Below are 25368 nucleotides of genomic sequence, written 5' to 3' on the forward strand. Positions count from 1 at the left end.
CAGTAATTCGATGGCGGCCAGTTCCGAAGCCTTCGTCCGTGGCGTCCAGCTGCGGCACCTGCGCTGCCTGGTGGCGGTGGCGCAGGAACGCCATCTGGCGCGGGCGGCCGAGCGCCTGGCGCTGAGCCAGCCGGCGGTATCGAAGACCCTGGCCGAGCTCGAAACCCTGGCCGGCGCCCGGCTGGTCGAACGCGGCAGCGCCGGCCGGCGCGGCATCCAGGGCTTCACTGTGGCCGGGGAGCAATTGCTGGCGCATGCGCTGCGCGTGCTGGAAGCGCTCGATGCCAGCGCCGAGGCCGTGATGCCGGCGTCGGGCACGCGCCCGCAGCGCCTGCGCATCGGCGCGCTGCCGAGCGTCGCCCCGTCCTTGCTGCCTGCTGCGCTGGCGGCGCTGCGCGAGCGGCTGCCCACGCTGCAGGTGCTGGTGCAGACCGGCGCCAACGGCCCGTTGCTCGATGCCCTGCGCGCGGGCGAGCTGGACCTGGTGGCCGGCCGCATGAGCGACCCGCAGCTGATGGCGGGGCTCACCTTCGAGCTGCTCTACACCGAGCCGCTGGCGCTGGTGGCGCGCGCCGGCCATCCGCTGGCGAGCGGCGCGCCCTCGGTGCAGGAGGTGCTGCGCCATCCGCTCGTCATTTACGGAGAAGGCACCATCCCGCGCCACCACACCGAGAGCTTTCTTTCCGGATTGGGCCTGCGCCTGCCCGCGCATGTGACGCAGACGCTGGATCTCTCGGTGGCGCGCGCGCTGCTGATCCGTTCCGACGCCGTCTGGTTCACGCCCATCGGCGCCGCGCGCGACGACCTGGCAAGCGGTCAGCTGGTGCGGCTGGCGATCGACACCGCCGGCACCGAAGAGCCGGTCGGTCTGCTGTTGCGCAGCGATGCCGAGCCCTTGGCCGCGCGGCAGGCGCTGATCGCGCTGCTGCGCGAGGCCGGTATGGCTCAGTCGCGGGTGGCGCGCCGCTGAACGCAGGCCACGTAGGCCTCGCCGTCGGGCGGCCGGCCGGCGCGCTGGCTCTCCCACATCATCCGGCCCAGGCATTCCATCGCCTCGTGGTGCGCATCGAGCAGCGAGTCGCGGCGCGCGGCCAGCAGTTCGACCGCCTGGCGGATGCCGCGCGGCTGGTCGATCGAGCACTGCTCGCTGATCGACAGGTGCATCGAGAGATGGAGAAACGGGTTCTCGCGCCCGTCCTTGCCGTCGTAGACCCGCGCCACCGCGGCATCGGCATCGACCAGGTCGGCGTGGTACTCGGGGTGTTCGTCGATCCAGCGGCTGGCGATGATTTCCAGCGCTTCCATCGGCAGGCCCTGGCGGCTCTTGGCGAAGACGTCGCAGAAGAAACGACGCACTTCCTCTTGGGAGGGATTGAACATGCGTCGAGGTTAGCAGCAAGCATGCTTGCCAGTGGCGCAAGGGACGGAAGTGGCGCAGCATCGGGCTCCAATGGCCACGACCTGTCTTTGCCCGGCGTGCGGTTGCGTCAGCGACTCGGATTTCGCCTTCTGTCCGCGCTGCGGCGCGGCGCGCCATCCGGCGCAGAACAACTCTGAGCACGAGGGCGACCGACGCCAGGTCACCGTGCTGTTCGCCGATCTGACGGGCTTCACCTCGCTGGCCGAAGGGCTCGATCCCGAAACGCTGCGCAGCTTCCAGAACGCGCTGTTCGAGACGATGGCGCAGGCCATCGCGCACTACGACGGCTTCGTCGAGAAGTTCGTCGGCGATGCGGTGATGGCGGTGTTCGGCGCGCCGCGTGCGCACGAGGACGATCCGCTGCGTGCGCTCGAGGCCGCGCAGGAAATGATGCAACGCGTGGACCGCTTGAGCCGGCAGTGGGCGGCGCGCCTCGGGCGACCCGTGACGCTGCATATCGGCGTCCACACCGGCGCGGTGGTGGCCGGCAGCCTGGGGCAGGGCGCCGGCAGCGCCTACGCGGTCACCGGCGATACCGTGAACACCGCCTCGCGGCTGCTCGCGGCCGCCGAGCCGGGCACGGTGCTGGTGTCGGAGGCGACGCAGGCCATGGTGCGGCACCGCTTCGCCTTCGAGCCGGCCGTCGAGCTGGCGCTGCGCGGCAAGGTGCAGCCGATGCGGGTTCACCGCCTGGCCGGCGCGCGCACGGATCTGGCCTCCGCGCGCGGCCTGGCCGAACTCGGACTGGCGGCGCCGCTGGTCGGGCGCGACGCGGCGATCGCGTGCCTGCTGGCCGCATTCGACCGCATGCAGCGCGGCCAGGCCCAGCTCGTCAGCGTGACCGGGGAGGCCGGCGCGGGCAAGTCGCGCCTTCTTGCCGAGCTGTTCGCGCGGCTCGAAAGCGACGGCCGGTTCGCCGCGACGGTCGTGCGCCGCACCACCTGCTCGTCGCTCGGAGAGCCGACCTACGGCACCTTCGGCGCGCTGTTCCGCGAGGCCTACCGCGTCGAGGAGGCCGACACGCTGGAGGCGGCCCGGCGCAAGCTGCAACAGGGTTTGCAGGCCCTGGGTGCCGATGCGGACGAGGCCGATGCGGTGGCGCAGGTGCTGAACTACCTGCTCGGCATTCAAGAGGCCCGCCCCCGCGACATCGAACCCGAACAGCTGCAGCGCCAGATCACGCTGGCGGCGCGCGCTTTGCTCGAGCGGCGGTTGGCGCGGCAGCCGGTCATGGTCGTCATCGACGACCTGCAATGGGCCGATGCGGCCTCGGTGGACCTGCTGCGCGAGGTCGTCGACCAGCTGGCGGACCGGCCCCTGATGCTGCTGGTCTCGCAGCGCCCCGATGGGCGCGCGCTGCGCACCCTGCTCGCCGAGCACTCGACGGTCGAGCTCGGCCCGCTCGGCGACGAGGACGCCCGCTCGCTGGTGAACCATCTGCTCGGAGCCCCTGCTGCCGACGACGGCCTGGCGCCGATGCGCGATTTCGTCGCGGCCCGCGCCGGCGGCAACCCGCTGTTCGTCGAGGAAGTCGTGCGCAGCCTGGCCGGCCGTGGCCTGCTGGTACGCAAGCAAGGGCGCTGGGTGTGCGCGGCAGATTGCGACGCGCCGGATGTTCCGCCCACGCTGTATGGCCTGCTGCTGTCGCGCATCGACCGGTTGGCCGCCGGGGACCGCCGGGCGCTGCAGGAAGCGGCCGTGCTGGGGGCCGAGTTCGACCGCGCGCTGTTGCAGCGCATCGCGAGCGAGCCGAGGTCGACCGAGGCGGCGCTGCACCGGCTGGCCGTGGCCGACCTGATTCGCGCCGACGGGTCCAGCGAACAACGCTGGCGCTTCACGCACGCCTTGCTGCACGAGGTGGCCTATCAAAACCTGCTGCTGGCGCGTCGCACCGAGCTGCACCAGCGCGCGGGCCGCGCGCTGGAAGCCGAGCTCGGCGCGGATGCGCAGGCCCCGGCCGATGGCGAAGGCCGCGGCCCGCGCCGCCTGGCCGAGCTGGAGGCGCTGGGCCACCACTGGAGCCGGTCGCCGGACAAGGCGCGTGGCGCGCACTACCTGCTGGCCGCCGGCGACTGGGCGCGCGCGGTCTATGCGAACGACGACGCGATCCGCCACTACGAGCGCGCGCTGCGCACTCTGGCCGAGGCATCGGTGGACACGGCTGCCGCAGCGGCCGAGGTCGAGGCCGCGGAGCTCGACGCGCGCGAGCGGCTCGGCGACCTGTTCGGCCTGCAGGGCCGGCGCGCCGAGGCGCTGGCGCACTACGAGCTCGTGCAGCGGGCGGTCGAAGGGCAGCGCGATCCGGTGCGGGCTGCGCGCCTGCTGCGCAAGATCGGCGGCCTGCACTGGGAGGCCGGCGAGCGCGAGCGCGCGGGTGCCTGCTTCAACGCCGGCCTGGCTCGCCTGGGCGAAGACGGCGATGCGATCGAACGCGCGCACCTGTTCCAGGAGATGGGCCGGCTCGCCTTTCGTGCCGGCGACAACGCCACCGCCCTGGCGCTGGCGCAGCGCGCGCTGGCCGAGGTGCCCGCCGATGCCGCCGGGCGCACGCGTGAGGCCAACGTCGTGCGCGCCGAGGCATGCAACACGCTCGGCATCGCGCTGGCGCGCCTGGGGCGGCCGGTCGAGGCGGTGGGGCATATCGAAAGCAGCGTCGCCGAGGCCGAAGCCAACAACCTTCTGCAGGCGGCCTGCCGCGGCTACACCAACCTGGGCGTGCTGTACGCGTCGCTCGATCCGCAGCGCAGCATCGAGACCTGCCTGCGCGGACTCGAAACCGCCAAGAAGGTCGGTGACCTCGGCTTCCAGTCGCGGCTGTATGCCAACCTGGCGGTGGCCTACTGCGCGCTGACCAATCGGTGCGAGGCCGAGGGCATCGCTGCGGCGCACGCCGCGGCCAGCCTGGACCGCCGGCTCGGGCTGCTCGATCACCTCGCGGTGCCGCTGATCGTGCTGGCCCAGATCCACCAGTGCCATGGCGATCATGCGCGCGCCTTCGCGTGGTACCGGGAGGCGTTGCAATTGGCCGAGCAGGTCGACGAGCCTCAACTGCTCTTTCCCTGCTACGATGGTTTGGCAACGTTGTATCTCGACACTGGGCGCCCGGCCGAGGCCGAGGCCTATCTCGCGAAGGCGCAGGCGGTTTGCGAACGCGCCGGCCTCGAGCCCGACGCCCTGATGGTGCTTCCGTTCCTCTGTTGAACCTGCCGGAAGGAGCCTCGACATGACATCCGCGATGAGTCAACCCGTGATGCCGGGCGAACCCGCCCCCGATTTCGCGCTGCCGGCAGTGGCCGGGCCCGAGACCGTTTCGCTCGCCGATTACCGCGGGCGCAGCCCCTTGTTCCTCTCGCTGATGCTCGGCCTGTGGTGTCCGTTCTGCCGACGACAGATCGTGCAGCTCGGCGCGCTCGAGGGCAAGCTCAAGGCGCTGGGCGTCGAGAGCCTGGCCGTGGTGGCGACGGCGCCGGAGAATGCGCGGCTGTATTTCAAGTTCAGGCCGACGCGGCTGCGGCTGGCGTCCGACCCCGATTTGACGACGCACCGCGCGTTCAGGGTGCCGAAGCCCGAGCCGACGCCGGCGATGATGCAGGAGATGGAGACCACCCGGATCAACCCCACCGGCGAACTGCCCGAGCCGCTGCCGATCCCCGAGGCCGGCAGGGTGCTGCAGGAACTCGACGGCTACGTCTACACGCCGGCCGACCTGGCCGATATCGATCGGCAATGGCCGCAGCTGAAGGCGATGTTCATGATCGATCGCGACGGCATCGTGCGCTGGATGGACATCGAGTGCGCCGCCGAGGGCATGGCCGGCATCGGCAAGCTCCCGTCCGAAGACGTGATCCTCGGCGCTGCCCGCGCCCTGCAATGAGCGAAGAGAGGCCGGGCGCGCCGGCGGCATGGGTGTCGCGCTGAATCGATGGACCGCCTCGAAAACATAGAGACATTCGTCCGCGTCGCGCAGACCCAGAGCTTCGCCGAGGCCGCCAGGCAGATGCGGGTGGCCAAGTCGGTGGTCACCAGCCGCGTGAAGCAGCTCGAAGACCACGTCGGCGCGCCGCTCTTCCACCGCAGCACGCGGGTCGTGCGGCTCAGCGACGTCGGGCAGGCCTTCCTGCGCGACTGCACCGAACTGGTCGGGCGGGCCAATGACATCTTGGACCAGATGCGCGGCGCGCGGGCCGGGCCGACCGGCACGCTGCGCATCCACGCGCTGACCGGCTTCGTGCTCGGCCACTTTGCATCGCTGCTGCGCGCCTTCCAGGTCAGCTACCCCGACATCCACCTCGAACTGATCGTGAGCGACGCGGTGGTAGATCCGGTCAAGACCGGCGTGGACTGTGCGCTGCAGATCTTTCCGGCCGCTTCCACCGAACTCGTCTCGCGGCCGCTCTTCCCGGTGCGCCGCGTGTTCTGCGCCACGCCCGAGTACCTGCGCACGCACGGCGCGCCGCAGAGTCCGCGCGACCTGCACAAGCACACGCTCGGCCTCTATTCCGGCTATCCGACCCGCGACCGCTGGACCTTCCATCACGAAGGCGAGCAGGTGACGATCTACATGAGCGCCGCGCTCTTGACCAACAGCGTGCACCTGCTGCGCGAATACGCGCTCGAACATGCCGGCATCGTCTGCCTGCCGACGCTGGTGGCGGGCGATGCGATCCTGGGCGGCGATCTGCAGGTGGTGCTGCCCGAACACCAGCTGTCCTCGTTCTCGCTCAGCGCGGTCTATGCGGGCACTTCGCGCAACGCCTTCAAGCTGCGCCTTTTCATCGAGCACATCACCGCGGCCTTCTCGCGCGTGCCGCCGTGGGATGCCGCGATGATCGAGCGCGGCTTGCTGCCGGCCGATTTGATTGCAGACGCTTAGATACGGAGCCGCCTGAACGCCGCCGTTGGCGCAATTCCTACAGAGCATTGACATCTCGCTGACAGAAGGCGGGCCTTCAATGGCGCACTCTGGTGTTTCGATGTGGTGCCGACGAGCCGTGCTCTGGGCACGAGCGCATGGTATGAAAAGCGCGCCACATCTCTTCACAAACTCACACCGGCGTTTCACAGAAGCGGGCAACTCGCAGGCCGCGTCGCATTGACCGCGCGCCTTGCCGCTGGAGAGCGGCGCAGGCTGTTCAAGGGGACCATCAATGAACACTTCCGGCTGGGTCTTCTCGCCGGCACGCTCGGGAGCAGGCAAGGGCTTCGCTGTCGCCACGGTGGCGGTCTGGACCTTGCTCGTGCTCGCGCTCATGTCGCGCCACGTGTTCTGGCGCGATGAGGTGCGCGCGCTGTCGCTGGCCTTGCAAGGCGAGGGCGTGCTGGCGATGCTGCGCGGCCTGCAGGGCGAAGGCCATCCTGTGATCTGGTACCTGCTGCTGCGCGCAGCGCACGCCGTCGTGGCGTCGCCGGTGGTCCTGCCTGCCGTGTCCTTCCTGGTGGCACTCGCGTCGGCCTGCCTGCTGACACGGCACTCGCCGTTCGGATGGGTGCTGACCGCTGGCGTGCTGCTCGGCCAGGCCGGGCTGTACGAATACGCGGTGGTGGCACGCAACTACGGCATCGGCATGCTGGCGATGTTCGCGTTCGCCACCCTCTACAGACGATATCGGGACCGCGGCATCGTGCTGGGTTTGCTCCTGCTGGTGCTCGCGAACTCCAGCGCGCATGCCGTGCTGCTGGCGGGCGCATTCGCGCTTTTCTGGATGCTCGACCTGGCCTGGCAACGGCCTCCCGCGCCAGCGCGCGCGTGGCGCAACTTCGCGCTGAACGCGGCCCTCGCGGCCTTGGGCGCGGCGCTGTGCGTCGCGACCATCTATCCGCCATTCAACGACGCGGCACAGATCGCGCGGCCGGAAGGCGGCACCGCTGCCGCGATGGCAAAGGCCTTGCTGTTGCCCTCGTCCTCGTTCGGCGAAGTGTCCGGATACCGGCTCTTCAGCGATCTGCTCGAGCCTCTGTCCGGCGAGGATCAGCCCCGGACCCTTGCGCTCTACTTCCTGACCTCGGTGCTGATGGTCGGAAGCGCGCTCGGGCTGGTGCGCCGGCCCGCTGCACTGGTCGCCGCCTGGGTGGCGCTTTTCGGCTTCTGCGTCTTCTTTGCGTTTCTTTATCCCGGAAGCTATCGGCATCAGGCGCTTTGGCTGATGTTCCTCGTTTCGCTGTACTGGATCGTGTGGCGCGAGGCCGCGCCGTCGCCGGGCGGCTCCGCCCTGCGGCGGCGCGTGGGCGAGGTGGGCGCGGCGCTGTTCGTGGCCATCGTTCTGCTCCAGGTCCCGGGCGGACTCTTCAAGCTGGCCCAACTCGCCCAGGCCGATGCGCCGGAAAGCCGCAGCCGTGACTTCGGGCGGCTGATGGCGCGGCAACCTGAATTGCGCGACGCGACGATCCTGGCCGATCCCGACTACCTGGTCGAGCCGCTCGCGTACTACGTTGCGAATCGCACCTACCTGATGCGCGAGCAGCGATTCGGAAAGGTTGTCGTGTTCACGCGGCGCGCCCGCCAGTCCCTCACTCTGGACGACATCCTGGCCGATGCGCATCGCGTGCGCGACTCGACCGGCCAGCCGGTCGTCATCCTTCTCGCGGAGCGGCTGGATCGTTCGGCACCCGCGCGGACGATCACCGAGGGCTACAGCTGGACGCTGTCCACCAGCCCCGAACAGGTGGAGCGGTTCCTTGCGGCCACGCGTCGCATCGAGCGCTTTGCGCCCGCCTGCTGCAGCGACGAGAGCTTCGATGTCTACGTGCTCGATCGCTGATACCCGGCCCCATCGAACAATGGAACACAGCAACGCCCATGTCTTCCGCACCCGCCTCGCATTCGCGCCCCGCCGCCCGGCAAGCCGGACGGCCCGCCGACTACCTCGCCATCGCACGCCTGGACCACAGCACCAAGCACATCCTCATCGTTCCCGGCATGGTCCTGGCGTACCTGCTGCGCGGGGTTCATGCCGACGACGTCGCGCAGCAGGTCGTGCTCGGCCTGCTCTCGGCCGTCGGCATCGCGTCCGCCAACTACGTCATCAACGAATGGCTGGACCGTGAATCCGACAGGCACCACCCGACCAAGTCGCAGCGCTCGGCCGTCCAGCGCCAGTTGCTCGGCCGCTGGGTGCTGCTGGAGTGGTTCTGCTGGCTGGCCCTGGGCATCGGCAGCGCATACCTGGCGAGCGGGACGATGCTGCTGGTCGCCGTGCTGTTCGCGCTGCAGGGCCTGGTCTACAACGTGCCGCCGCTGCGGAGCAAGGACAAGGCCTACCTCGACGTGATCTCGGAATCCGTCAACAACCCCCTTCGCTTGACGATCGGCTGGGCCATGATCGATCCGACGACCGTGCCGCCCGGGTCCGTCATCCTTTCCTACTGGCTGGGCGGCGCGTTCCTCATGGCGGCGAAGCGGCTGTCGGAGTACAGGGAGATCGTGGCCTCGCACGGCCGCGGACTGCTCGCGCGCTATCGCGTCAGCTTCGCGGGCTACACGGACACCTCGCTCACGGTCTCGTGTTTCGTCTACGCGATGCTGTCGGCCTTCTTCCTGGCGGTCTTCCTGCTGAAGTACCGCATCGAATACCTCATCCTGATGCCGCTCGTGGTGGCGCTTTTCGGGCAGTACCTCGCGCTCTCCATGCAGCCCGGCTCGGCGGCCCAGAAGCCGGAGAAGCTCTTCAAGGAGCGCGGCCTCATGTTGCTGGTGCTGCTGCTGGGACTGGCGTTCGCGGTCAGCACCTTCGTCAACATTCCCGTGCTCGAGCCCTTGACCGCTCAGCGCTTCATCAGGCTTCCATGAGCGGCCTGCCGCCTCCTCATCCCAGCGAGTAGGACGCTATCCGTTCGTTCCGCTCCCGGGTTAACCCTGCGGATTGACCGGATCTGCCGAACAATGCGGCCCGCATTTAGGCCCTACCCGAGGGGGCCTTCGTTTCCTAGAGTTCAGCCATCGCAGCACACCGCTGCTTCGACGACCCAGGAGACAAGCCCCATGACCACTACCGGCTACCAGACCCGCTTCGGGTCCCTCAAGCATTTCGACAAAGGCCATGTCGAGCCGATCGCCGACGACGTGCGCCACTACGCCTTCTCGAATTGTTTCGAGATCGCGAGCAAGAGCAAGCCCTACGAGAAGGTCGTGTTCGGCCAGAACCAGATCTACGTGCTCGAGACCCTGCGCGCCGAAGGCGCCTCATCCTGGTACACCTGCGCGCACGACGAGTTCGCGCTGGTGATGGATGGCGAGGTCGAGATCCACCTGGCCAAGCTCGACGCTTCCCAAACCGTCGCCGACGAAGAGAAGAACGGCGCCGTGCTCGTGAAGGGCGAACCCAAGGGCCAGAAGATGGGCTGGATGAAGCTCACGCGCGGCCACCAGGGCCTGTTGCCCAAGAACACGGCCTACCAGTTTCGCGCGCCCGGCGAGCCCGGCGTGATCGTGCTGCAGACCTGCAAGGGCGAACTCTCGGTCGAGAAGTGGGCCGAGATCTGCCAGACACATTGACCACCCCCAGGCTGCGCGCACTTCGTGTCGCTACGCCAACCCCCTCACCGGGGGCAACACCAGCGGCCCAGCTAAGCCGGTTCCGCGGTGTTCCCCGAAGGGGACAGCAGCCAGCATCGAAACAAAGGAGTCACACAACATGAACGCACCCGCAGAACTCGCCAAGGTCATCGCGTCGCAGCCCGACGCCGCGCTTGGCTACAAGGATTTCTCGCTCGGCAGCTTCGGCTTCCGGCGCGACGAGTATTTCGTCCACATCACCTGGAAGACCAAGGACGGCCGGCCCATGAGCCACACCATGGACGCCGGCAACTACCTGCGCGCGCTGATGCGCGACGTGGCCTGGGGCTTCTTCTACGGCTGGGTCAATTTCGACGACGTGGTCGGCACCGTCAACCACTACCAGTCGGTGGACCTCTACGCCGGCAGCTTCAACGGCACGATGAAGGAAGCCGGCATCGACTTGCTGGAGAACTTCCCGACCGCGCAGATCCGCGCCACCTTCGAAGCCATGCTCGACGACTGGACCAACGAGAGCTTCGACCCCTTCAGCGCACCGCAGGAAACCGGCTCGCCCTACGGTCGCAAGAAAGGCAACAACACCGCCAAGATCACCCGGGCGCGCGAGCTCGCCAAGCGCTGCGTCGGCTTGAAGGACGACCTCCGACTGCGCAGCGACGACACCGGCGCGCCGGTCAATCGCGCCTTCGCCGACGTGCCGCAGGGGGAGCCCGAGCTGCATCCGGAACCCGGCTTCGAGAACGAGGTGCATGCCTTCAATCTCTTCGGCTTCCTGAGCCGCTCGCAGGTCACCTGGAACCCGAGCTTCACCTCGGTGGTGAAGCACAGCTTCATGTGCCCGACCACCGAGGAGCACATCCTGCCGATCATCCACGGCAACGACCGGGTCGAGTGGTTCTTCCAGATGACCGACGAGATCCACTGGGACTGCGGCGACAAGAACACTGGCAAGCCCATGGCCCGCGTGATCATGAAGGCCGGCGACATGGCCGCCATGCCCGCCTACTGCCGCCACCAGGGCTTCAGCCCGAAGCGCTCGATGCTGCTGGTGTGGGAGAACGGCTCGCCGAGCCTGGTCTATGAGATCCAGAAGGGCGAGAGCCCCGAGATCCCCGTAACGTTCTAGAGGAAAACGCGCCGCGGAGCGGCGCGTCCTCTGTGTTTAGGAGACAAGAGATGGCAGACCGCATCCGATCCGATGCCGGCGCAGCTTCGCGCCGACGATTCATCCAGCAGGCCGGCGCAGGCTCGGCGGCCGTCGCTGCGGCGACGCTGGGCCTTTCGACGCAGGAAGCCGAAGCCGCACCGGCTTTCGACGCGAGCTACGACGTCGTGGTCTGCGGCAGCGGCTGCGGCGGCCTGGCCTCGGCGTTGTTCGCGCGCTGGCAGGGAAACAGCGCGGTGATCCTCGAGAAAGCCGGCAGCATCGGCGGTACCACAGCCAAGGCCGCGTTCTGGTACTGGGTGCCGAACAACGAGGCGATGAAGAAGGCCGGCATCGCCGACCCCAAGCCCGACTTCCTGAAGTACGTGGCGCGGCTGTCGAGCCCGCAGACCTACGATCCGGCGCATCCCCGCCTGGGCCTCACGCCATGGGAGTACGACATGTGCTCCGCTTTCTACGACAGCGCCTCGCCGGCGACCGAGCTGCTGGCGGCCAAGGGCGCGCTGCCTTATCGCCACGTGGCCGACGTGCCCGATTACTTCGCCGAGCTGCCCGAAGACAAGGCGCCCAAGGGCCGCGTGCTGGTGCCGAAGGACGCGATCCCCAGCATGTCCGACGGCGGCCTGGTGGCGGTGCGCACGCTGTCGGCCAAGGCACGGCAGGAGGGCATTCCGATCCGCACCGGCATGCGCGTGACCAAGGTGCTGCAGGACAAGTCCGGCCGCGTGATCGGCGTCGAAGCGAAGGACGAGCTCGATGCCACGGTACGGCTGCGCGCGAGGAAGGCGGTGATCTTCGCCACCGGCGGCTTCACGCACAACGTCGAGCTGCGCAAGAACTTCTTGAACGGCCCGATCTATGGCGGCTGCGCGGCGCCCAGCAACGAGGGCGACTTCGTGCAGATCGCCGGCCCGCTCGGCGCTCAGCTGCGCAACATGAACTACGCCTGGACCTGCCCGATCCCGCTGGAGAAGGCGATCGCCAAGGACGGCTCGATCTCGGGCATGTTCTCGGTGGCCGGCGACTCGATGCTCTTCGTCAACAAGTACGGCCGGCGCAACGTCAACGAGAAGCTGCAGTACAACGAGCTGGCCCAGACCTTCTTCGAATGGGATGGCGCCAAGGCCGAGTACCCGAACCTGGTGCGCATCGCGGTCTGGGACCAGCGCTCGCAGCAGCATTCGGCCAGCGCCGAATACGGCCGGCTGATCGTGCCGCCCGGCACCGACGACCGCCATGTGATCAAGGGCGCCACGCTCGCGGAACTGGCACGTGCCATCGACGAGCGCCTGGCCAAGTACGCGGGCGCGACCGGCGGCGCGAAGCTCGCGCCCGACTTCCTGCCCAACCTGCAGGCTGCCATCGCGCGCTTCAACCAGTTCGCGAAAACCGGCAAGGACCTCGACTTCCAGCGCGGCGAGCGCATCGTCGAGCAGCTCTTCAACGGCGACGTGAAAGCCGAGCCGGGCCGCGCCAACCCGACGATGTGGCCGCTGGCCGATGCCGGCCCGTACTACGCGGCGCTGGTCGTCGCCGGCACCCTCGACACCAAGGGCGGACCGAAGACCGACACGCACGGCCGCGTGCTCGACGGCCGCGACCGGCCGATCCCCGGCCTCTACGGCGTCGGCAATTGCGTCGCCTCGGCCTCGGGCCGTGCCTACTGGGCCGGCGGCGCGACGCTGGGGCCGATCATCGCCTTCGCCTACCGCGCGGCGAACGCGGCGCATGCCGAGGGCAGGAGCGCAGCATGAAGACCTGGCTCCTCATCCCGGTGCTGGCGCTCGCCGCGAACCTGGCCCACGCGCAATCGCCCGGCCAACGCCTCGCGCAGACCGCATGCACCCAGTGCCACAGCTTCGGCAAGGGCGAGCCGCACGGCGTCGGGCCCAACCTGTTCGGCCTGCTCGGAAAGCCGGCGGCGGCCAACGGCGGCTTCACCTACTCCAAGCAATACGTCGACGCGATGAAGGGCAAGACCTGGGATCGCGCGCTGCTCGACAAGTGGCTCACCGACACCCAGGCGGTCGCGCCGGGCAACACGATGGTCTATTTCCAGGACGACCCGAAGAAGCGCGCCGCGCTCATCGAGTACATGCAATCGCAGAAGTGAAAGAAGGAGACACACCATGGCCCTCACACGTCAAACCATGACCGACGAGCAACGCAAGTCGGTGGCGCTCGAATACCTCAAGGCCTACGACAACGGCGGCGTCACTTCCACCGGCGGCTCGATCCTCGACCTGTTCGCGAGCGACGCGCAGGTCTACTTTCCGAAATGGGGCCTGGCCAACGGCAAGGACGAGATCGGCAAGCTCTTCGGCGAAGTCGGCAGCCGCGGCAAATCCATCCGCCACGACTACGCCGGCTTCAACTGGATCTTCTCGGGCACCGACCTGTTCGCCTGCGAAGGCACGAGCTACGGCGAGCATGCCGACGGGCCCTGGCGCGCGGGCGTGCCCGAGTGGGGCGCGGGCCGCTGGTGCGACGTGTTCGAGGTGCGCGACTGGCTGATCCAGCGCTGCTTCATCTACCTCGATCCCGACTACGCCGGCAAGGACACGGCCCGCTACCCCTGGTTGAAGACATGAAGCTCGCAGACATCCAGCAGGCCGCAGGCCTCAAGACCCCCATCCGCCACCAGCTCTTCATCGACGGCCGATTCGTCGACGCCGAGTCGGGCGAGACGCTGGCCACGCTCAATCCGCACGACAACTCGACCATCGTGGAAGTCGCGCTGGCCGGCAAGGCCGACGTCGACCGTGCCGTGGCCGCGGCGAAGCGCGCCTTCCCGGCCTGGAGCCGCATGGCCGCGGCCGACCGAGGACGCATTCTGCTCAAGCTCGCAGACCTGATCGAGGCCAACGCCGAAGAGCTCGCGCGCCTCGAATCGCTGGACACCGGCCATCCGGTGCGCGACTCGCGCAAGCTCGACGTGCCGCGCACGGCGGCCTGCTTCCGCTACTTCGGCGGCATGGCCGACAAGTTCCAGGGCGAGACCATTCCGGTGGAGCAGGGCTTCCTCAACTACACGCTGCGCGAGCCGGTCGGCATCGTGGGCCAGGTGGTGCCGTGGAACTTCCCGCTCATGTTCACCAGCTGGAAGATGGCGCCCGCGCTCGCGGCCGGCAACTGCATCGTGATGAAGCCGGCCGAGATCACGCCGCTCAGCTCGCTCAAGATCGTCGAGCTCATGGCCGAGGCCGGCATGCCCGCCGGCGTGGTCAACATGCTGCCGGGGCTGGGCAGCGTCGCGGGCCAGTACATCGCCGAGCATCCCGAGATCGCGAAGATCGCGTTCACCGGCAGCACCGCCACCGGCCGGCGCATCGTGCAGGCCAGTGCCGGCAACCTCAAGAAGGTGCAGTTGGAACTCGGCGGCAAGGGGCCCAACATCGTGTTCGAAGACGCCTTCCTGCCCGCCGCCGTCAACGGCAGCGCCTGGGCCATCTTCCACAACCAGGGGCAGGCCTGCATCGCGGGCTCGCGCCTGATGCTGCACGAGAAGATCGCCGACGCCTTTCTCGACCAGTTCATTCCGCTCGCCAAGTCCATCCGGCTCGGCAATCCGCTCGACGATGCGACCGAGATGGGTCCACTCACGAGCGCGCAGCACCGCGAACGCGTGCTGAGCTATGTCGAAGTGGCGAAAGGCGAGGGCGGAGAATTGCTCGCCGGCGGCAGCTCGCCCGGCGGCGAACTCGCGAAAGGCTGCTACGTCGAGCCGACGGTGGTGCGCGCAAAGTCGTGGCGCGACCGCGTGGCGCAGGAGGAGGTTTTCGGCCCCTTCGTCACCGTGCTCACCTTCAAGGACGACGCCGAGGCGATGCAGATCGCCAACGGCACCGACTACGGCCTCGGCAGCGGCCTGTGGACCAGCAACCTGCAGCGCGCGCACCGGGTCGCGCGCGACCTGCATGCGGGCATGGTCTGGATCAACAGCTACAAGCGCGTCAACCCGGGCTCGCCCTTCGGCGGCGTCGGCCAGAGCGGCTATGGGCGCGAGATGGGCTTTGATGCGATGCGCGAGTACACCCAGGTCAAGAGCGTCTGGGTCAACATCGATGCGCAGATCCCGCCGCACTTCCAGCGCTGATGCCATGGCCATGCGCGACTTCGTCTACACCAGCCAGCCGCAGCGCGTGGTCTTCGGCGCCGGCAGCCTCGCCCACCTGGCGCGCGAGATCGACGCGCTGGGCGCGCGCCGTGCGCTGGTGCTGTGCACGCCCGAGCAGCGCGCCCAGGCCGAGCGCGTGGCCGAGCTGCTGGGCGCCCAGGCCGCCGGCATCTTCGACCGCGCCGCGATGCACGTGCCGATCGAGACCGCGCGCGAGGCTCGCGAGATCGCGCGTGAGCTCGATGCCGACTGCGCCGTGGCCATCGGCGGCGGCTCCACCACCGGCCTGGGCAAGGCCATTGCATTGGATTCGGGTCTGCCCATCCTGGCGATTCCCACCACCTACGCGGGCAGCGAGATGACGCCGATCTACGGCCTGACCGAAGCGGGCCTCAAGAAGACCGGCAAGGATCCCCGTGTGCTGCCGCGCACCGTGATCTACGACCCCGAGCTCTCGCGCAGCCTGCCCGTGGGTTTGAGCGTCACCAGCGGCATCAATGCGATCGCGCATGCGGCCGAGGGGCTCTATGCGCAGGACAGCAACCCGGTGATGGACCTGATGGCCGAGGAAGGCATTGCCGCGATCGCGCGTGCGCTGCCCGCGATCCGGCGCCAGCCCGAGGACATCGAGGCGCGCTCCGATGCGCTCTACGGCGCGTGGCTGTGCGGCAGCGTGCTGGGCAATGTCGGCATGGCGCTGCACCACAAGCTGTGCCACACGCTGGGCGGCAGCTTCAACCTGCCGCATGCCGAGGTGCACGCGGTGGTGCTGCCGCATGCGATCGCCTACAACGCGGCCGCGGCGCCGCGGGCGATTGAGCGCATTGCGCGAGCGCTGGGCCGCGAGAACGCGGCGCAAGGGCTCTTCGAGCTGGCGCGCGACAACGGCGCGCCGGTCGCGCTCAAGGACATCGGCATGAAGCACAGCGACCTCGACCGCGCGGCGGACATCGCGGCGGCCAACCCGTACTGGAATCCGCGCCCGGTCGAGCGCGAGGCGATCCGCGCGCTGCTGCAGCGCGCCTTCGAGGGCGAGCCGGCCTGAATCCCTTGTGCAAGAAGAGAAGCAAAAGAAGGAGACAACCATGACATTCAATCGCAGACAGTTCACCCAGGCCGCGGCCGCGCTCGCCGCGAGTGGCGCCGCGCCGCTGGTGTTCGCCGCCGACACGCTGAAGATCGGCTACGTGTCGCCGCAGACCGGGCCACTCGCACCCTTCGGCGAGGCCGACAAGTGGGTCATCGAGCAGATGAAGACGGCCTTCAAGGACGGCCTCAGCGTCGGCGGCAAGAAGTACGCGGTGCAGATCGTGCTGAAGGACAGCCAGTCCAATCCCAACCGCGCGGGCGAGGTCGCCAACGATCTGATCCTCAAGGACAAGGTCGCGCTGGTGCTGACCGCCGGCACGCCCGAGACCGCGAATCCGGTGAGCGACGCCTGCGAGCTCAACGAAGTGCCCTGCGTCTCCAGCGTGGTGCCGTGGCAGCCCTGGTTCTTCGGCCGCAAGGGCGATCCGGCCAAGGGTTTCAACTGGACCTATCACCTGTTCTGGGGGTTGGAGGACGTCATCGCCAACTTCACCAACGGCTGGAAAACCGTCGAGACCAACAAGAAGGTCGGCGGCCTGTTCCCCAACGACGGCGACGGCAATGCCTGGGGCGACAAGGAGCTCGGCTTCCCGAAGCCGCTGGCGCAGATGGGCTTCACGCTCACCGACCCGGGCCGCTTCCAGAACGGTACGCAGGACTTCAGCGCGCAGATCGCGGCCTTCAAGCGCGACAACGTCGAGATCGTGACCGGCGTGGTGATCCCGCCCGATGCCAAGACCTTCCTCACGCAGGCGCGGCAGCAGGGCTTCAGGCCCAAGGTCATCACTCTGGGCAAGGCGCTCCTGTTCCCGGGCGCGATCGAGGCGCTGGGCGATCTGGGCTACGGCCTGTCGACCGAGGTGTGGTGGAGCCCGTGGCATCCCTTCACCTCGAGCCTCACGAAGCAGAGCGCCAAGTCGCTGGCCGAGGCCTACGAGGCGGGCGCGAAGAAGCAATGGACGCAGCCCATCGGCTTCGCGCACGCGCTGTTCGAAGTCGCGTCCAACGCGCTCTCGCGCGCCAAGTCGCCCAAGGCGGCCGACGTGCGCGACGCGGTCGCCGCCACCTCGCTCGACACGGTGGTCGGCCCGGTGAAGTGGGGCGGGCAGGGCCCGTTCAAGAACGTGAGCAAGACGCCGCTGGTGCTGGGCCAGTGGAACAAGGGCCAGAAGTACAAGGTCGAGCTGACCATCGTCAACAACGATGCGGCCAAGAGCATTCCGGCCGGCGGCACCCTCAAGCCGCTATGACGCTTCTCGCGCTGCACGGCGTCTGCAAGTCCTACGGCGCGCTCAAGGTCACCGACGACATTACGCTCGCGGTGGCCGAGGGCGAGACGCTGGGCATCCTCGGGCCGAACGGCGCGGGCAAGACCACGCTGTTCAACCTGATCTCGGGCGACGTGCGCGTCGACGCGGGGCGCGTGGAGTATGAAGGGCGCGACGTCACCACGCTCAAGCCGCACCAGCGCTGCCATGCCGGCATCGGCCGCAGCTACCAGGTGCCGCAGCCCTTCGGCCACATGAGCGTGTTCGAGAACCTGGTCACGGCCGCCTGCTTCGGCGCCGGCCAGACCGAGCGCGAGGCCTGGCAGACGGCGCAGGAGGTGCTGGCCGAGACCGGCCTCATGGCCCATGCCAACAAGCCGGCCGGCGGTCTGACCCTGCTCGACCGCAAGCGGCTCGAGCTTGCGCGTGCGCTCGCGACGCGGCCCAGGCTGCTTCTGCTCGACGAGATCGCGGGCGGGCTGACCGAGCCCGAGGCGAGGCAACTGGTGGAAGAGCTCAAGCAGATCAAGGCGCGCGGCGTGACCATGATCTGGATCGAGCACGTGGTGCATGCACTGCTCTCGCTGGCGGATCGGTTGTTCGTCATCAACTTCGGGCAGAAGCTGGCGGAAGGCGAGCCGCGGGTGGTGATGGGCGATCCGGAGGTGCGGCGGGTTTATATGGGGATGGAGGCATGACGAAGCTGCTCGAAGCCCGAGGCCTGAAGGCCTTCTATGGCGATGCCCAGGCGCTCTTCGGCATCGACTTCGAGCTCGCGCAGGGCGAGCTGGTCGCGGTCATCGGTGCCAACGGCGCGGGCAAGTCCACGCTGCTCAAGTGCCTCACGGGCCTGGTGCGCGCGCCGCGCGAGGCGGTGCACTTCAAGGGCGAGGCCATCGGCGGCCTCGCGCCCGGCGAGATCGTGAAGCGCGGGCTGGCGATGGTGCCCGAGGGCCGGCGCCTGTTCTCCAGCCTCAGCGTGGAGGAGAACCTGCTGATCGGCGGCCACGCGGGCCGCAAGGGGCCGTGGAACCTGCAGCGCCTCTACGCGCTGTTCCCCATCCTCGCCGAGAAACGGCACGAACCCGGCACCTCGCTCTCGGGCGGCCAGCAGCAGATGGTGGCGCTGGGCCGTGCGCTGATGAGCAACCCCGAGGTGCTCTTGTGCGACGAGCTCTCGCTGGGCCTGGCGCCGATCGTGATCCGCGAGATCTACGCCGCCATGCCGGCCATCACCCGCGAAGGCATGACGGTGGTGATCGTCGAGCAGGACGTGAGCATGGCGCAGCGCGTGTCGCAGCGCATCTATTGCCTGCAGGAGGGGCGCGTGTCGCTCGCGGGCCGATCGGACGCGCTCACGCGGGACCAGATCTCGGCGGCCTACTTCGGAGTCTGAGCCGTGCTTGAAACCCTGCTCCAAGGCATCCTGCTCGGCGGTCTCTACACCCTCTTCGCGCTCGGCCAGTCGCTGATGTTCGGCGTCATGCGGCTCACCAACACCGCGCAGGGCGACTTCATCATCCTCGGCGCCTTCGCGGTGATCGCCGGCACCACGCTCGTGGGCGGTGCGCCCTTCCTGGTCGCGCTGGCGGTGCTGCCGCTGGCCTTCGGCTTCGGCTATGCGCTGCAGCGCTACGTGCTCAACGGCACGCTGGGCAAGGACCCGCTGCCCTCGCTGGTCGTGACCTTCGGCCTCTCGATCGTGATCCAGAACCTGCTCTTGGAACTGTTCTCAGCCGATCCGCGCTCGATCGAGACCGGCGGCCTCAACACGCTGGGGCTTCGCATCGGCGAGTCGCTGTCGCTGGGCGTGCTGCCGCTGGTGGTGCTCGCCATCGCGGTTGCCGCGACGGCGGCGCTGCAATGGCTCTTCGCGCGCACGGCGCTCGGCCGCTCGTTCCGGGCGGTGTCGGACGACCGCGAGATCGCCGAACTCATGGGCCTCAACGCGAAGAAGGTCTACGCCTTCGCGACCGCCATCGCCTTCGTGCTGATCGCGGTGGCCGGCGCGCTGCAGGGCATGCGCACGACGGTGTCACCCTCGGACGGGCCGCTGTTGCTGCTGTTCGCCTTCGAGGCCGTGATCATCGGCGGCATGGGCTCCTTCTGGGGCACGCTCGCGGGCGCAATGATCCTCGGCATCACGCAGCAGATCGGCTTCCGACTCGACCCGGGCTGGGGCATCTGGGTCGGGCACATCGTCTTCCTGCTGGTGCTGGTGCTCAGGCCGCAAGGGCTCTTTCCGAAAACGCGAGGCTGATGCAATGACCAGGAATCCGGTCTTGACCCCGAACCCGGCGTTCGACGTCGTGCGCAGTACAGCCGCGAGCCGCGCCGCGCTGATGGTGGCGGCGGTGCTGGTCGCCCTTGCCGCCAGCCTGCCCTTCTGGGGCGAATCGAGCTGGATGCGCGAGTTCGTCGAGATCGCCTGCTACTTCATCTTCGCGATGATGTGGAACCTGCTCGCCGGGTACGGCGGCATGGTCAGCATCGGCCAGCAGGCCTTCTTCGGCTTCGGCGGCTACGTGATGCTGATGCTCGGCAACTTCGCCGGCGTCAACCCCTTCATCGCCATTCCGCTCGGCGCGCTGGCGGCTGGGGCCATCGCGGTGCCGGTGTCCTTCGTCGCCTTCCGGCTCTCGGGCGGCTACTTCGCGATCGGCACCTGGGTCATCGCCGAGGTGTTCCGCCTGAGCTTCGCCAACGTCTCGGTCGTGGGCGGCGGCTCGGGCACCACGCTCACCGCCCTGCGCGGCATCGAGCGCGCCACGCGCGAGAGCGTGACCTACTGGATGGCGCTGGCTTGCGTGGTGGCGGCGATCGCACTGGTCTACCTGTTCCTGCGCAGCAAGCGCGGGCTTGCGCTGCTCGCCATTCGCGACAACGAAGTCGCCGCCGAATCGCAGGGCATCCCTGTCGTGCGCATGAAGCTCGCGGTGTACGTGGTCGCGGCCTTCGGCGCCGGCCTGGCGGGCGCGCTCTATTTCGTCGGCAACCTGCGCATCAGCCCCGACGCCGCCTTCAGCGTGAACTGGACCGCCTTCGCCATCTTCATGGTGGTGATCGGCGGCATCGGCCGCATCGAGGGGCCGCTGGTGGGTGCGCTCATCTTCTGGGCGCTCAACAAGTTCTTCAGCGACTACGGCACCTGGTACCTGCTGGGCCTCGGCCTGCTGGCGATCGTGGTCACCATCTTCTTCAAGCAGGGGCTCTGGGGCTACGCGCAGCAGCGCTGGGGGTGGTCGCTGTTTCCGACGCAGCGGGTGCTGGTGGGCAGCGCCCCATCAGATAAGGTATTAGAATCTATTCATTAATCTATTCATTAATCTATTCATTTTTATATTCCGAAGTCGACTTGCAAGAGGTGTGTCCGCAGGTTCGATCTATTCACATGAGCGAACTTACCGAGCGCGTTCGACAGGCGCTGCGTACCGCTGGCGCCGCGCGCAGCGCTGAGCTGCAGCAGGTCTGCGGTGCAAGCCAAGCCTCCATTTCGCGTGCGCTCGCGCCGCTTCTTTCGGCGGGCGAGGTGCTCAAGGTCGGCCGCGCACGGAATCAGGCCTATGTCATGCCGCGCCGCGTGGAGGGCATAAGCACCACCGGCACCATCCCGATCATGAAGGTGGACGGCACCGGAAAGGCCGCCGAGTTCGGCACCTTGATTCCTGCGGTCAGAGGTCGATGCTGGGTCGAGGAGTTCGAGCCCACTCGTGCGCAGCTTCACGATGGCCTGCCGTGGTTCCTGGCCGACATGCGGCCGCAAGGTTTCCTCGGACGCGCATTCGCGCATGCCCGGAAGGAACTCCACCTTGCCGACAACCCCGATCACTGGACGGATGACGACGTCCTGAGAGCCCTGAGCCAAGTCGGTGAGGACTTGCCCGGCAACCTGATCCTTGGAGCCGGGTCGTTCGAGCGCTTCATGCACGCAGGCCCGGCCGATCGGGCGTCGCCGGATCTGTACCCCGAGTTGGCCGAGGCCGCGATGCACGGCGCCCTGCCCGGTTCCTCCGTGGGTGGCGAACAGCCCAAGTTCTGCACCGTTCGCGAGGACGGCCAGCCCGTGATCGTGAAGTTCTCGCCCGCAGGGGACTCTGCGCCCGAGCAACGGTGGGCCGACCTCCTGGTGTGCGAGCACCTGGCCCTCTCCACCTTGAACGCGGCTGGCGTTCCGGCGGCGAGGACACGGATCTTCGTTGCAGGCGGCCGCACCCTGCTCGAAGTGGAGCGCTTCGACCGCACCACGCGCGGCCGCATCGGCATGGTCTCCCTGCTCGCGTTCGACAACGAGTACATCGGCCAGATCGACAACTGGGCCGCGTCCGCGGAGCGTATGAGCACGCGCGGCCTGATGCGCCCCAGCGATGCCGACAGGCTTCGATTGCTGGAGGCATACGGACAACTGATCGGCAATACCGACCGGCATTACGGGAACATTTCGCTGGTCATCGATCCATCGGGCAACTGGGCGCTGGCGCCGGCCTATGACACCTTGCCCATGGTCTATGCACCCGTGGCCGGTGAACTGGTGTCGCGGGACGACTTCGATCCAGGCAAGCTGGTCCCCACGGCAGACACGCTGCGGGTTTGGGACGCAGCCAGGAAACTGGCCATCGCGTTCTGGCAAAGCGCGGCCGGGGACAAGCGGATCTCCGGCGCGTTCCGCGAGGCGGCAGGGCGACACGCGCGCAGCCTTGCGGCGCATGAAGATCCGCCGCAGCCCGCCGCAGCCCGCCGCGGACGAGCCGGTCTTTCAGCGAGAGCGGCCGAGCTGACGCAAGGCAACGCGGGTCCGTGGCCTGAAACAGGCCGGCCACCTCGGGCGAGCCGCTGCCCTGGCACTCCGCCCTAATTTTTAGCTCGCCCGTTGCGAAAAACGGTTCTTGGAGGCAACGCCCTCCGCTCCTAGCATCCGCCCACTGCCTTCATCCTCTTGCATCAAAAGGAACCTGCCATGGCCCATCTCCACGACTCCGGCCGCCGAAGCCTGCTCAAGACCTCGCTCATTGCCGGCGGACTTTCGGCGGGCGGCCTGCTGTCGATCGACGCGTTCGCGCAGGGCAAGGCGCGCATCAACATGCAGCTCGGCTGGATCGTCGGTGTCAACCAGATCGGCGAAGTGGTCGCCAAGCGGCTGGGCTTCTACGAACAGGAAGGCATCGATTTCGCGATCCAGCCCGGCGGCCCCAACATCGATGGCGTGGCCATCGTCGCCTCGGGACGCTACGAGCTGGGGCAGGTCTCCTCGAGCCCGTCCGTCATGCTCGCGGTCTCGCAGGGCCTGCCGATCAAGTGCTTCGCCGTCGGCGCGCAGAAGCACCCCTTCACCTTCTTCTCGCTGGCCAAGAACCCGGTGCGCAAGCCGGCCGACCTGGTCGGCAAGCGGGTGGGCCTCCCGTCGACGGCGGCCGTGCTGCTGCGTGCCCTGCTGGCGAAGAACAAGATTCCGGAGAAGGAGGTCAAGGTCGTCACCATCGGCGCCGACATGTCGCCGCTGCTGACGGGCCAGGTCGATGTGGTCACCGGCTGGCTCACCAGCACGACTGCGCTCAAGGTGCTGGGCCCGGAGCGCGTCGACCTGACGCTGTGGGACTCGGGCGTGAAGCTCTACGCGCTGCCGTACTACGCGTCGACCAAGACGCTCGAGACGCAGCCCAAGGTCATCGAAGCCTTCCTGCGCGCCACCGCCCGCGGCTGGCAGCATGTGAAGGCCAACCGCGACGAGGCGGTCGACCTGCTGGTCAAGGAATACCCCAACCTCAAGCGCGAGGACGAACGCGTGGCGGCCGACGTGATGCTCGAGTACAGCTTCGGCGGCCTGGCGCAGACGCAGGGCTGGGGCGCGATGGACCCGGCGGTCTGGCAGGAACAGATCTCGATGTACGCGGATCTGGGCCAGTTCACCGCGCGCACGCCGAAGGTGGAAGACGTGCTGTGGCTCGACGGCCTCAAGGCGAGCGCGGCCGCGCGGATGAAGGCGTGATGCCATGGCTGCCGTTCTGACGAACGCCTCGCCCGCGATCTCCTGTCGCGACATCGGCATGCGCTTCTTCACCGAGCGCCGCGACGTGACTGCGATCAAGAGCCTGGACCTCGACGTCGCTCACGGAGAGTTCCTGACCTTGCTCGGGCCCTCGGGCTGCGGCAAGTCCACCTTCCTGCGCGTGGTTGCCGACCTGCTGGAGCCGAGCCGCGGAAAGATCGAGGTGCTCTCCGCGACGCCGCAGGCCGCGCGCAAGAACCGCGACATCGGCTTCGTGTTCCAGGATGCGGCGCTCTTGCCGTGGCGCACGGCGCTGCAGAACGTCGAGCTGCCGCTGCAGGTGGGCGGCGGCGCGAGCCGCAAGGGACGCCGCTCGCCGCAGGAGCTGCTCGAACTGGTCGGCCTGAAGGACAAGGCGCAGGCCTGGCCCCATGAGCTGTCGGGCGGCCAGCGCCAGCGCGTGTCGATTGCGCGCGCACTGGCCAGCGACCCGAAGATCCTGCTGATGGACGAGCCCTTCGGCGCGCTCGACGAGATCACGCGCGACCGGCTCAACGAGGAGATCCGGCGCGTCTGGAAGGAAACCGGCGTGACGATCCTGTTCGTCACCCACAGCATCCATGAGGCCGCCTATCTGGGCCAGCGCGTGCTGATGCTGGCCGCCAATCCGGGCCGCGTGCGCGAGATCGTGCCGGTCGAGCTGCCCGAAGACCGGACGCTGGACATCCGCGAGACCCCCGAGTTCGTGCGCCTCACCGCGCACTTGCGGCGCGTGCTGGAAACCTGCTGACGGGAGGCCCCCATGACCACCAGTTCCATCGATACGCCGGTGACCGGCCTGGCTCAAGTTCCCGCCGACCCCGAGTACCTCGCCTGGGCCGCAGCGCGCCAGCGGCGCGTCTGGCGCCGCCGCATCCTGCCGGCGCTCGGCATCGTCGGCCTCGTCGTGCTGTGGTGGGCCGTCATCGCGATCTTCGACGTCAAGCCCTTCATCGCGCCCACGCCATGGGCAGTGCTCGAAACGCTCCACGCCAAGCGCGCCGTGCTGCTCGACAACCTGATCCCCACCGCGATGGAGGCGGCCGGCGGCTTCCTGCTGGGCAACCTCGCCGCGATCGCGATCGCGACGGTCTTCGTGCACAACAAGACGCTGCAGGACATCTTCTTCCCGGTGGTGCTGATGTTCAACGCCGTGCCGCTGGTGGCCAAGGCCCCGGTGCTGGTGCTGATCATGGGCAACGGCATGGAGCCGAAGATCACCATCGCGGCGCTGGTGTGTTTCTTCCCGACGCTGGTGAACATGGTGCGCGGCCTCGAATCGGTGAACCCGCAGGCCATGGAGCTGATGCGCGTGCTGTCGGCCAGCAAGACGGAGATCTTCTTCCGCCTGCGGCTCCTGAACGCGCTGCCCTATCTGTTCTCGGCCCTGCGCATCGCGGCATCGATGTGCGTGATCGGCGCGGTGGTCGGCGAATGGGTGGGCGCCACGGTCGGCATCGGCGCCATGATTCTTCAGGCCACTTTCAACTTCGACTCTCCGCTGCTGTACGCCGCGATCGTCATGAGCGCGAGCCTCTCGGGCCTGTTCTTCCTGCTCGTGACCCTGGCCGAGCGCTGGATCATTCGCTGGCATCCGGAGAGCACGCACTAGAAGGGCCTGTTAACACATGAATCACCCCCGCGTGGGGCCCCAGAGAGGGCCCAATCTGGGCGCCAAGCGGAACTGGGTTGCACACCCAGTGCCCTCTCTTGGGCCCCACCCGAAGGGCCGGGGGTGATTCATGTGTTAACGGGCCCTAACGCAGTGCGTCACC

23 protein-coding genes are annotated in these 25368 nt (G+C 68.3%); 22 read left to right on the top strand and 1 reads right to left on the bottom strand.

Going from position 1 to position 25368, the window contains the following annotated elements; genetic code table 11:
- The first annotated feature begins 10 nt into the window (after window positions 1-10).
- Window positions 11-970, top strand: coding sequence for a LysR substrate-binding domain-containing protein (locus ACSQ9I_RS05215; protein WP_436312469.1), 960 nt, complete (start codon window positions 11-13; stop codon window positions 968-970).
- Here the strand turns inward: ACSQ9I_RS05215 and ACSQ9I_RS05220 are convergent.
- Window positions 946-1380: a DUF1841 family protein gene (locus ACSQ9I_RS05220; protein WP_436302912.1), complete on the bottom strand. Its 435-nt coding sequence runs from the start codon at window positions 1378-1380 to the stop codon at window positions 946-948. The genes ACSQ9I_RS05215 and ACSQ9I_RS05220 overlap by 25 nt on opposite strands.
- 70 nt (window positions 1381-1450) lie before the next feature.
- On the opposite strand from ACSQ9I_RS05220, the gene ACSQ9I_RS05225 reads away from it, so the two are divergent.
- The 21 genes from ACSQ9I_RS05225 (at window position 1451) to ACSQ9I_RS05325 (ending at window position 25205) form a co-directional block, all read left to right on the top strand.
- Window positions 1451-4621, top strand: a complete 3171-nt coding sequence (locus tag ACSQ9I_RS05225; protein WP_436312470.1) for an adenylate/guanylate cyclase domain-containing protein — start codon at window positions 1451-1453, stop codon at window positions 4619-4621.
- Window positions 4622-4643: 22 nt separating this feature from the next.
- Window positions 4644-5294, top strand: a complete 651-nt coding sequence (locus tag ACSQ9I_RS05230; RefSeq protein ID WP_436302914.1) for a peroxiredoxin family protein — start codon at window positions 4644-4646, stop codon at window positions 5292-5294.
- Window positions 5295-5342: 48 nt separating this feature from the next.
- Window positions 5343-6293 carry a LysR family transcriptional regulator gene (locus ACSQ9I_RS05235; RefSeq protein ID WP_436312471.1) on the top strand — a complete coding sequence of 317 codons (951 nt, stop codon included), beginning with the start codon at window positions 5343-5345 and terminating at the stop codon, window positions 6291-6293.
- Window positions 6294-6567: 274 nt separating this feature from the next.
- Entirely contained in the window at window positions 6568-8178 is a 1611-nt protein-coding gene (locus tag ACSQ9I_RS05240; RefSeq protein ID WP_436312472.1) for a hypothetical protein, read from the top strand.
- A 38-nt stretch (window positions 8179-8216) separates the two neighbouring features.
- Complete coding sequence (locus tag ACSQ9I_RS05245) at window positions 8217-9206, top strand: UbiA family prenyltransferase (RefSeq protein ID WP_436312473.1); 990 nt, start codon at window positions 8217-8219, stop codon at window positions 9204-9206.
- A gap of 192 nt (window positions 9207-9398) precedes the next feature.
- A complete protein-coding gene (locus ACSQ9I_RS05250) occupies window positions 9399-9911 on the top strand; it encodes a hydroxyquinol 1,2-dioxygenase (RefSeq protein ID WP_093109594.1) in 513 nt (170 codons plus the stop codon).
- 139 nt (window positions 9912-10050) lie between these two features.
- Complete coding sequence (locus ACSQ9I_RS05255) at window positions 10051-11058, top strand: hydroxyquinol 1,2-dioxygenase (protein WP_093109595.1); 1008 nt, start codon at window positions 10051-10053, stop codon at window positions 11056-11058.
- 50 nt (window positions 11059-11108) lie between these two features.
- Window positions 11109-12851, top strand: coding sequence for an FAD-dependent oxidoreductase (locus ACSQ9I_RS05260; protein ID WP_436312474.1), 1743 nt, complete (start codon window positions 11109-11111; stop codon window positions 12849-12851).
- A complete protein-coding gene (locus tag ACSQ9I_RS05265) occupies window positions 12848-13210 on the top strand; it encodes a c-type cytochrome (RefSeq protein WP_436312475.1) in 363 nt (120 codons plus the stop codon). Before ACSQ9I_RS05260 ends, ACSQ9I_RS05265 begins: the two co-directional genes overlap by 4 nt.
- A gap of 16 nt (window positions 13211-13226) precedes the next feature.
- Entirely contained in the window at window positions 13227-13688 is a 462-nt protein-coding gene (locus tag ACSQ9I_RS05270; protein WP_093109598.1) for a nuclear transport factor 2 family protein, read from the top strand.
- A 41-nt stretch (window positions 13689-13729) separates the two neighbouring features.
- Window positions 13730-15193, top strand: coding sequence for an aldehyde dehydrogenase family protein (locus ACSQ9I_RS05275; RefSeq protein ID WP_436306257.1), 1464 nt, complete (start codon window positions 13730-13732; stop codon window positions 15191-15193).
- 10 nt (window positions 15194-15203) lie between these two features.
- Entirely contained in the window at window positions 15204-16259 is a 1056-nt protein-coding gene (locus ACSQ9I_RS05280; RefSeq protein WP_436315713.1) for a maleylacetate reductase, read from the top strand.
- A gap of 40 nt (window positions 16260-16299) precedes the next feature.
- A complete protein-coding gene (locus ACSQ9I_RS05285; RefSeq protein ID WP_093111626.1) occupies window positions 16300-17553 on the top strand; it encodes an ABC transporter substrate-binding protein in 1254 nt (417 codons plus the stop codon).
- On the top strand, window positions 17550-18269 hold the full coding sequence (locus tag ACSQ9I_RS05290) for an ABC transporter ATP-binding protein (protein WP_436312476.1): 720 nt from the start codon (window positions 17550-17552) through the stop codon (window positions 18267-18269). Before ACSQ9I_RS05285 ends, ACSQ9I_RS05290 begins: the two co-directional genes overlap by 4 nt.
- Window positions 18266-18967 (top strand): ABC transporter ATP-binding protein, encoded by a 702-nt coding sequence (locus ACSQ9I_RS05295; RefSeq protein ID WP_093111622.1) that lies wholly within the window; start codon window positions 18266-18268, stop codon window positions 18965-18967. Before ACSQ9I_RS05290 ends, ACSQ9I_RS05295 begins: the two co-directional genes overlap by 4 nt.
- A gap of 3 nt (window positions 18968-18970) precedes the next feature.
- Window positions 18971-19831, top strand: coding sequence for a branched-chain amino acid ABC transporter permease (locus tag ACSQ9I_RS05300; protein ID WP_436302921.1), 861 nt, complete (start codon window positions 18971-18973; stop codon window positions 19829-19831).
- Between the two features lie 22 nt (window positions 19832-19853).
- Window positions 19854-20885 (top strand): branched-chain amino acid ABC transporter permease, encoded by a 1032-nt coding sequence (locus ACSQ9I_RS05305; protein WP_436293735.1) that lies wholly within the window; start codon window positions 19854-19856, stop codon window positions 20883-20885.
- A 77-nt stretch (window positions 20886-20962) separates the two neighbouring features.
- Window positions 20963-22423 (top strand): type II toxin-antitoxin system HipA family toxin YjjJ, encoded by a 1461-nt coding sequence (gene yjjJ, locus ACSQ9I_RS05310; protein ID WP_436312477.1) that lies wholly within the window; start codon window positions 20963-20965, stop codon window positions 22421-22423.
- 102 nt (window positions 22424-22525) lie between these two features.
- A complete protein-coding gene (locus ACSQ9I_RS05315) occupies window positions 22526-23554 on the top strand; it encodes an ABC transporter substrate-binding protein (protein ID WP_436312478.1) in 1029 nt (342 codons plus the stop codon).
- A gap of 4 nt (window positions 23555-23558) precedes the next feature.
- Window positions 23559-24344: an ABC transporter ATP-binding protein gene (locus ACSQ9I_RS05320; protein ID WP_436302925.1), complete on the top strand. Its 786-nt coding sequence runs from the start codon at window positions 23559-23561 to the stop codon at window positions 24342-24344.
- A 12-nt stretch (window positions 24345-24356) separates the two neighbouring features.
- Window positions 24357-25205: an ABC transporter permease gene (locus tag ACSQ9I_RS05325; RefSeq protein ID WP_436312479.1), complete on the top strand. Its 849-nt coding sequence runs from the start codon at window positions 24357-24359 to the stop codon at window positions 25203-25205.
- Window positions 25206-25368: the final 163 nt, after the last annotated feature.

Source organism: Variovorax sp. LjRoot84, assembly GCF_964254305.1.
Taxonomy (GTDB): Bacteria; Pseudomonadota; Gammaproteobacteria; order Burkholderiales; family Burkholderiaceae_C; genus Variovorax.

Bases quoted from the DNA above. Each gene is read 5' to 3' on its own strand.
- ACSQ9I_RS05270 (WP_093109598.1), top strand. From the start codon at position 13,227: ATGGCCCTCACACGTCAAACCATGACCGACGAGCAACGCAAGTCGGTG.
- ACSQ9I_RS05315 (WP_436312478.1), top strand. From the start codon at position 22,526: ATGGCCCATCTCCACGACTCCGGCCGCCGAAGCCTGCTCAAGACCTCG.
- ACSQ9I_RS05220 (WP_436302912.1), bottom strand. From the start codon at position 1,380: ATGTTCAATCCCTCCCAAGAGGAAGTGCGTCGTTTCTTCTGCGACGTC.
- ACSQ9I_RS05255 (WP_093109595.1), top strand. From the start codon at position 10,051: ATGAACGCACCCGCAGAACTCGCCAAGGTCATCGCGTCGCAGCCCGAC.
- ACSQ9I_RS05260 (WP_436312474.1), top strand. From the start codon at position 11,109: ATGGCAGACCGCATCCGATCCGATGCCGGCGCAGCTTCGCGCCGACGA.
- ACSQ9I_RS05230 (WP_436302914.1), top strand. From the start codon at position 4,644: ATGACATCCGCGATGAGTCAACCCGTGATGCCGGGCGAACCCGCCCCC.
- ACSQ9I_RS05280 (WP_436315713.1), top strand. From the start codon at position 15,204: ATGCGCGACTTCGTCTACACCAGCCAGCCGCAGCGCGTGGTCTTCGGC.
- ACSQ9I_RS05240 (WP_436312472.1), top strand. From the start codon at position 6,568: ATGAACACTTCCGGCTGGGTCTTCTCGCCGGCACGCTCGGGAGCAGGC.
- ACSQ9I_RS05320 (WP_436302925.1), top strand. From the start codon at position 23,559: ATGGCTGCCGTTCTGACGAACGCCTCGCCCGCGATCTCCTGTCGCGAC.
- ACSQ9I_RS05215 (WP_436312469.1), top strand. From the start codon at position 11: ATGGCGGCCAGTTCCGAAGCCTTCGTCCGTGGCGTCCAGCTGCGGCAC.
- ACSQ9I_RS05245 (WP_436312473.1), top strand. From the start codon at position 8,217: ATGTCTTCCGCACCCGCCTCGCATTCGCGCCCCGCCGCCCGGCAAGCC.
- ACSQ9I_RS05235 (WP_436312471.1), top strand. From the start codon at position 5,343: ATGGACCGCCTCGAAAACATAGAGACATTCGTCCGCGTCGCGCAGACC.
- ACSQ9I_RS05225 (WP_436312470.1), top strand. From the start codon at position 1,451: ATGGCCACGACCTGTCTTTGCCCGGCGTGCGGTTGCGTCAGCGACTCG.
- ACSQ9I_RS05290 (WP_436312476.1), top strand. From the start codon at position 17,550: ATGACGCTTCTCGCGCTGCACGGCGTCTGCAAGTCCTACGGCGCGCTC.
- yjjJ (WP_436312477.1), top strand. From the start codon at position 20,963: ATGAGCGAACTTACCGAGCGCGTTCGACAGGCGCTGCGTACCGCTGGC.
- ACSQ9I_RS05250 (WP_093109594.1), top strand. From the start codon at position 9,399: ATGACCACTACCGGCTACCAGACCCGCTTCGGGTCCCTCAAGCATTTC.
- ACSQ9I_RS05295 (WP_093111622.1), top strand. From the start codon at position 18,266: ATGACGAAGCTGCTCGAAGCCCGAGGCCTGAAGGCCTTCTATGGCGAT.
- ACSQ9I_RS05265 (WP_436312475.1), top strand. From the start codon at position 12,848: ATGAAGACCTGGCTCCTCATCCCGGTGCTGGCGCTCGCCGCGAACCTG.
- ACSQ9I_RS05325 (WP_436312479.1), top strand. From the start codon at position 24,357: ATGACCACCAGTTCCATCGATACGCCGGTGACCGGCCTGGCTCAAGTT.
- ACSQ9I_RS05285 (WP_093111626.1), top strand. From the start codon at position 16,300: ATGACATTCAATCGCAGACAGTTCACCCAGGCCGCGGCCGCGCTCGCC.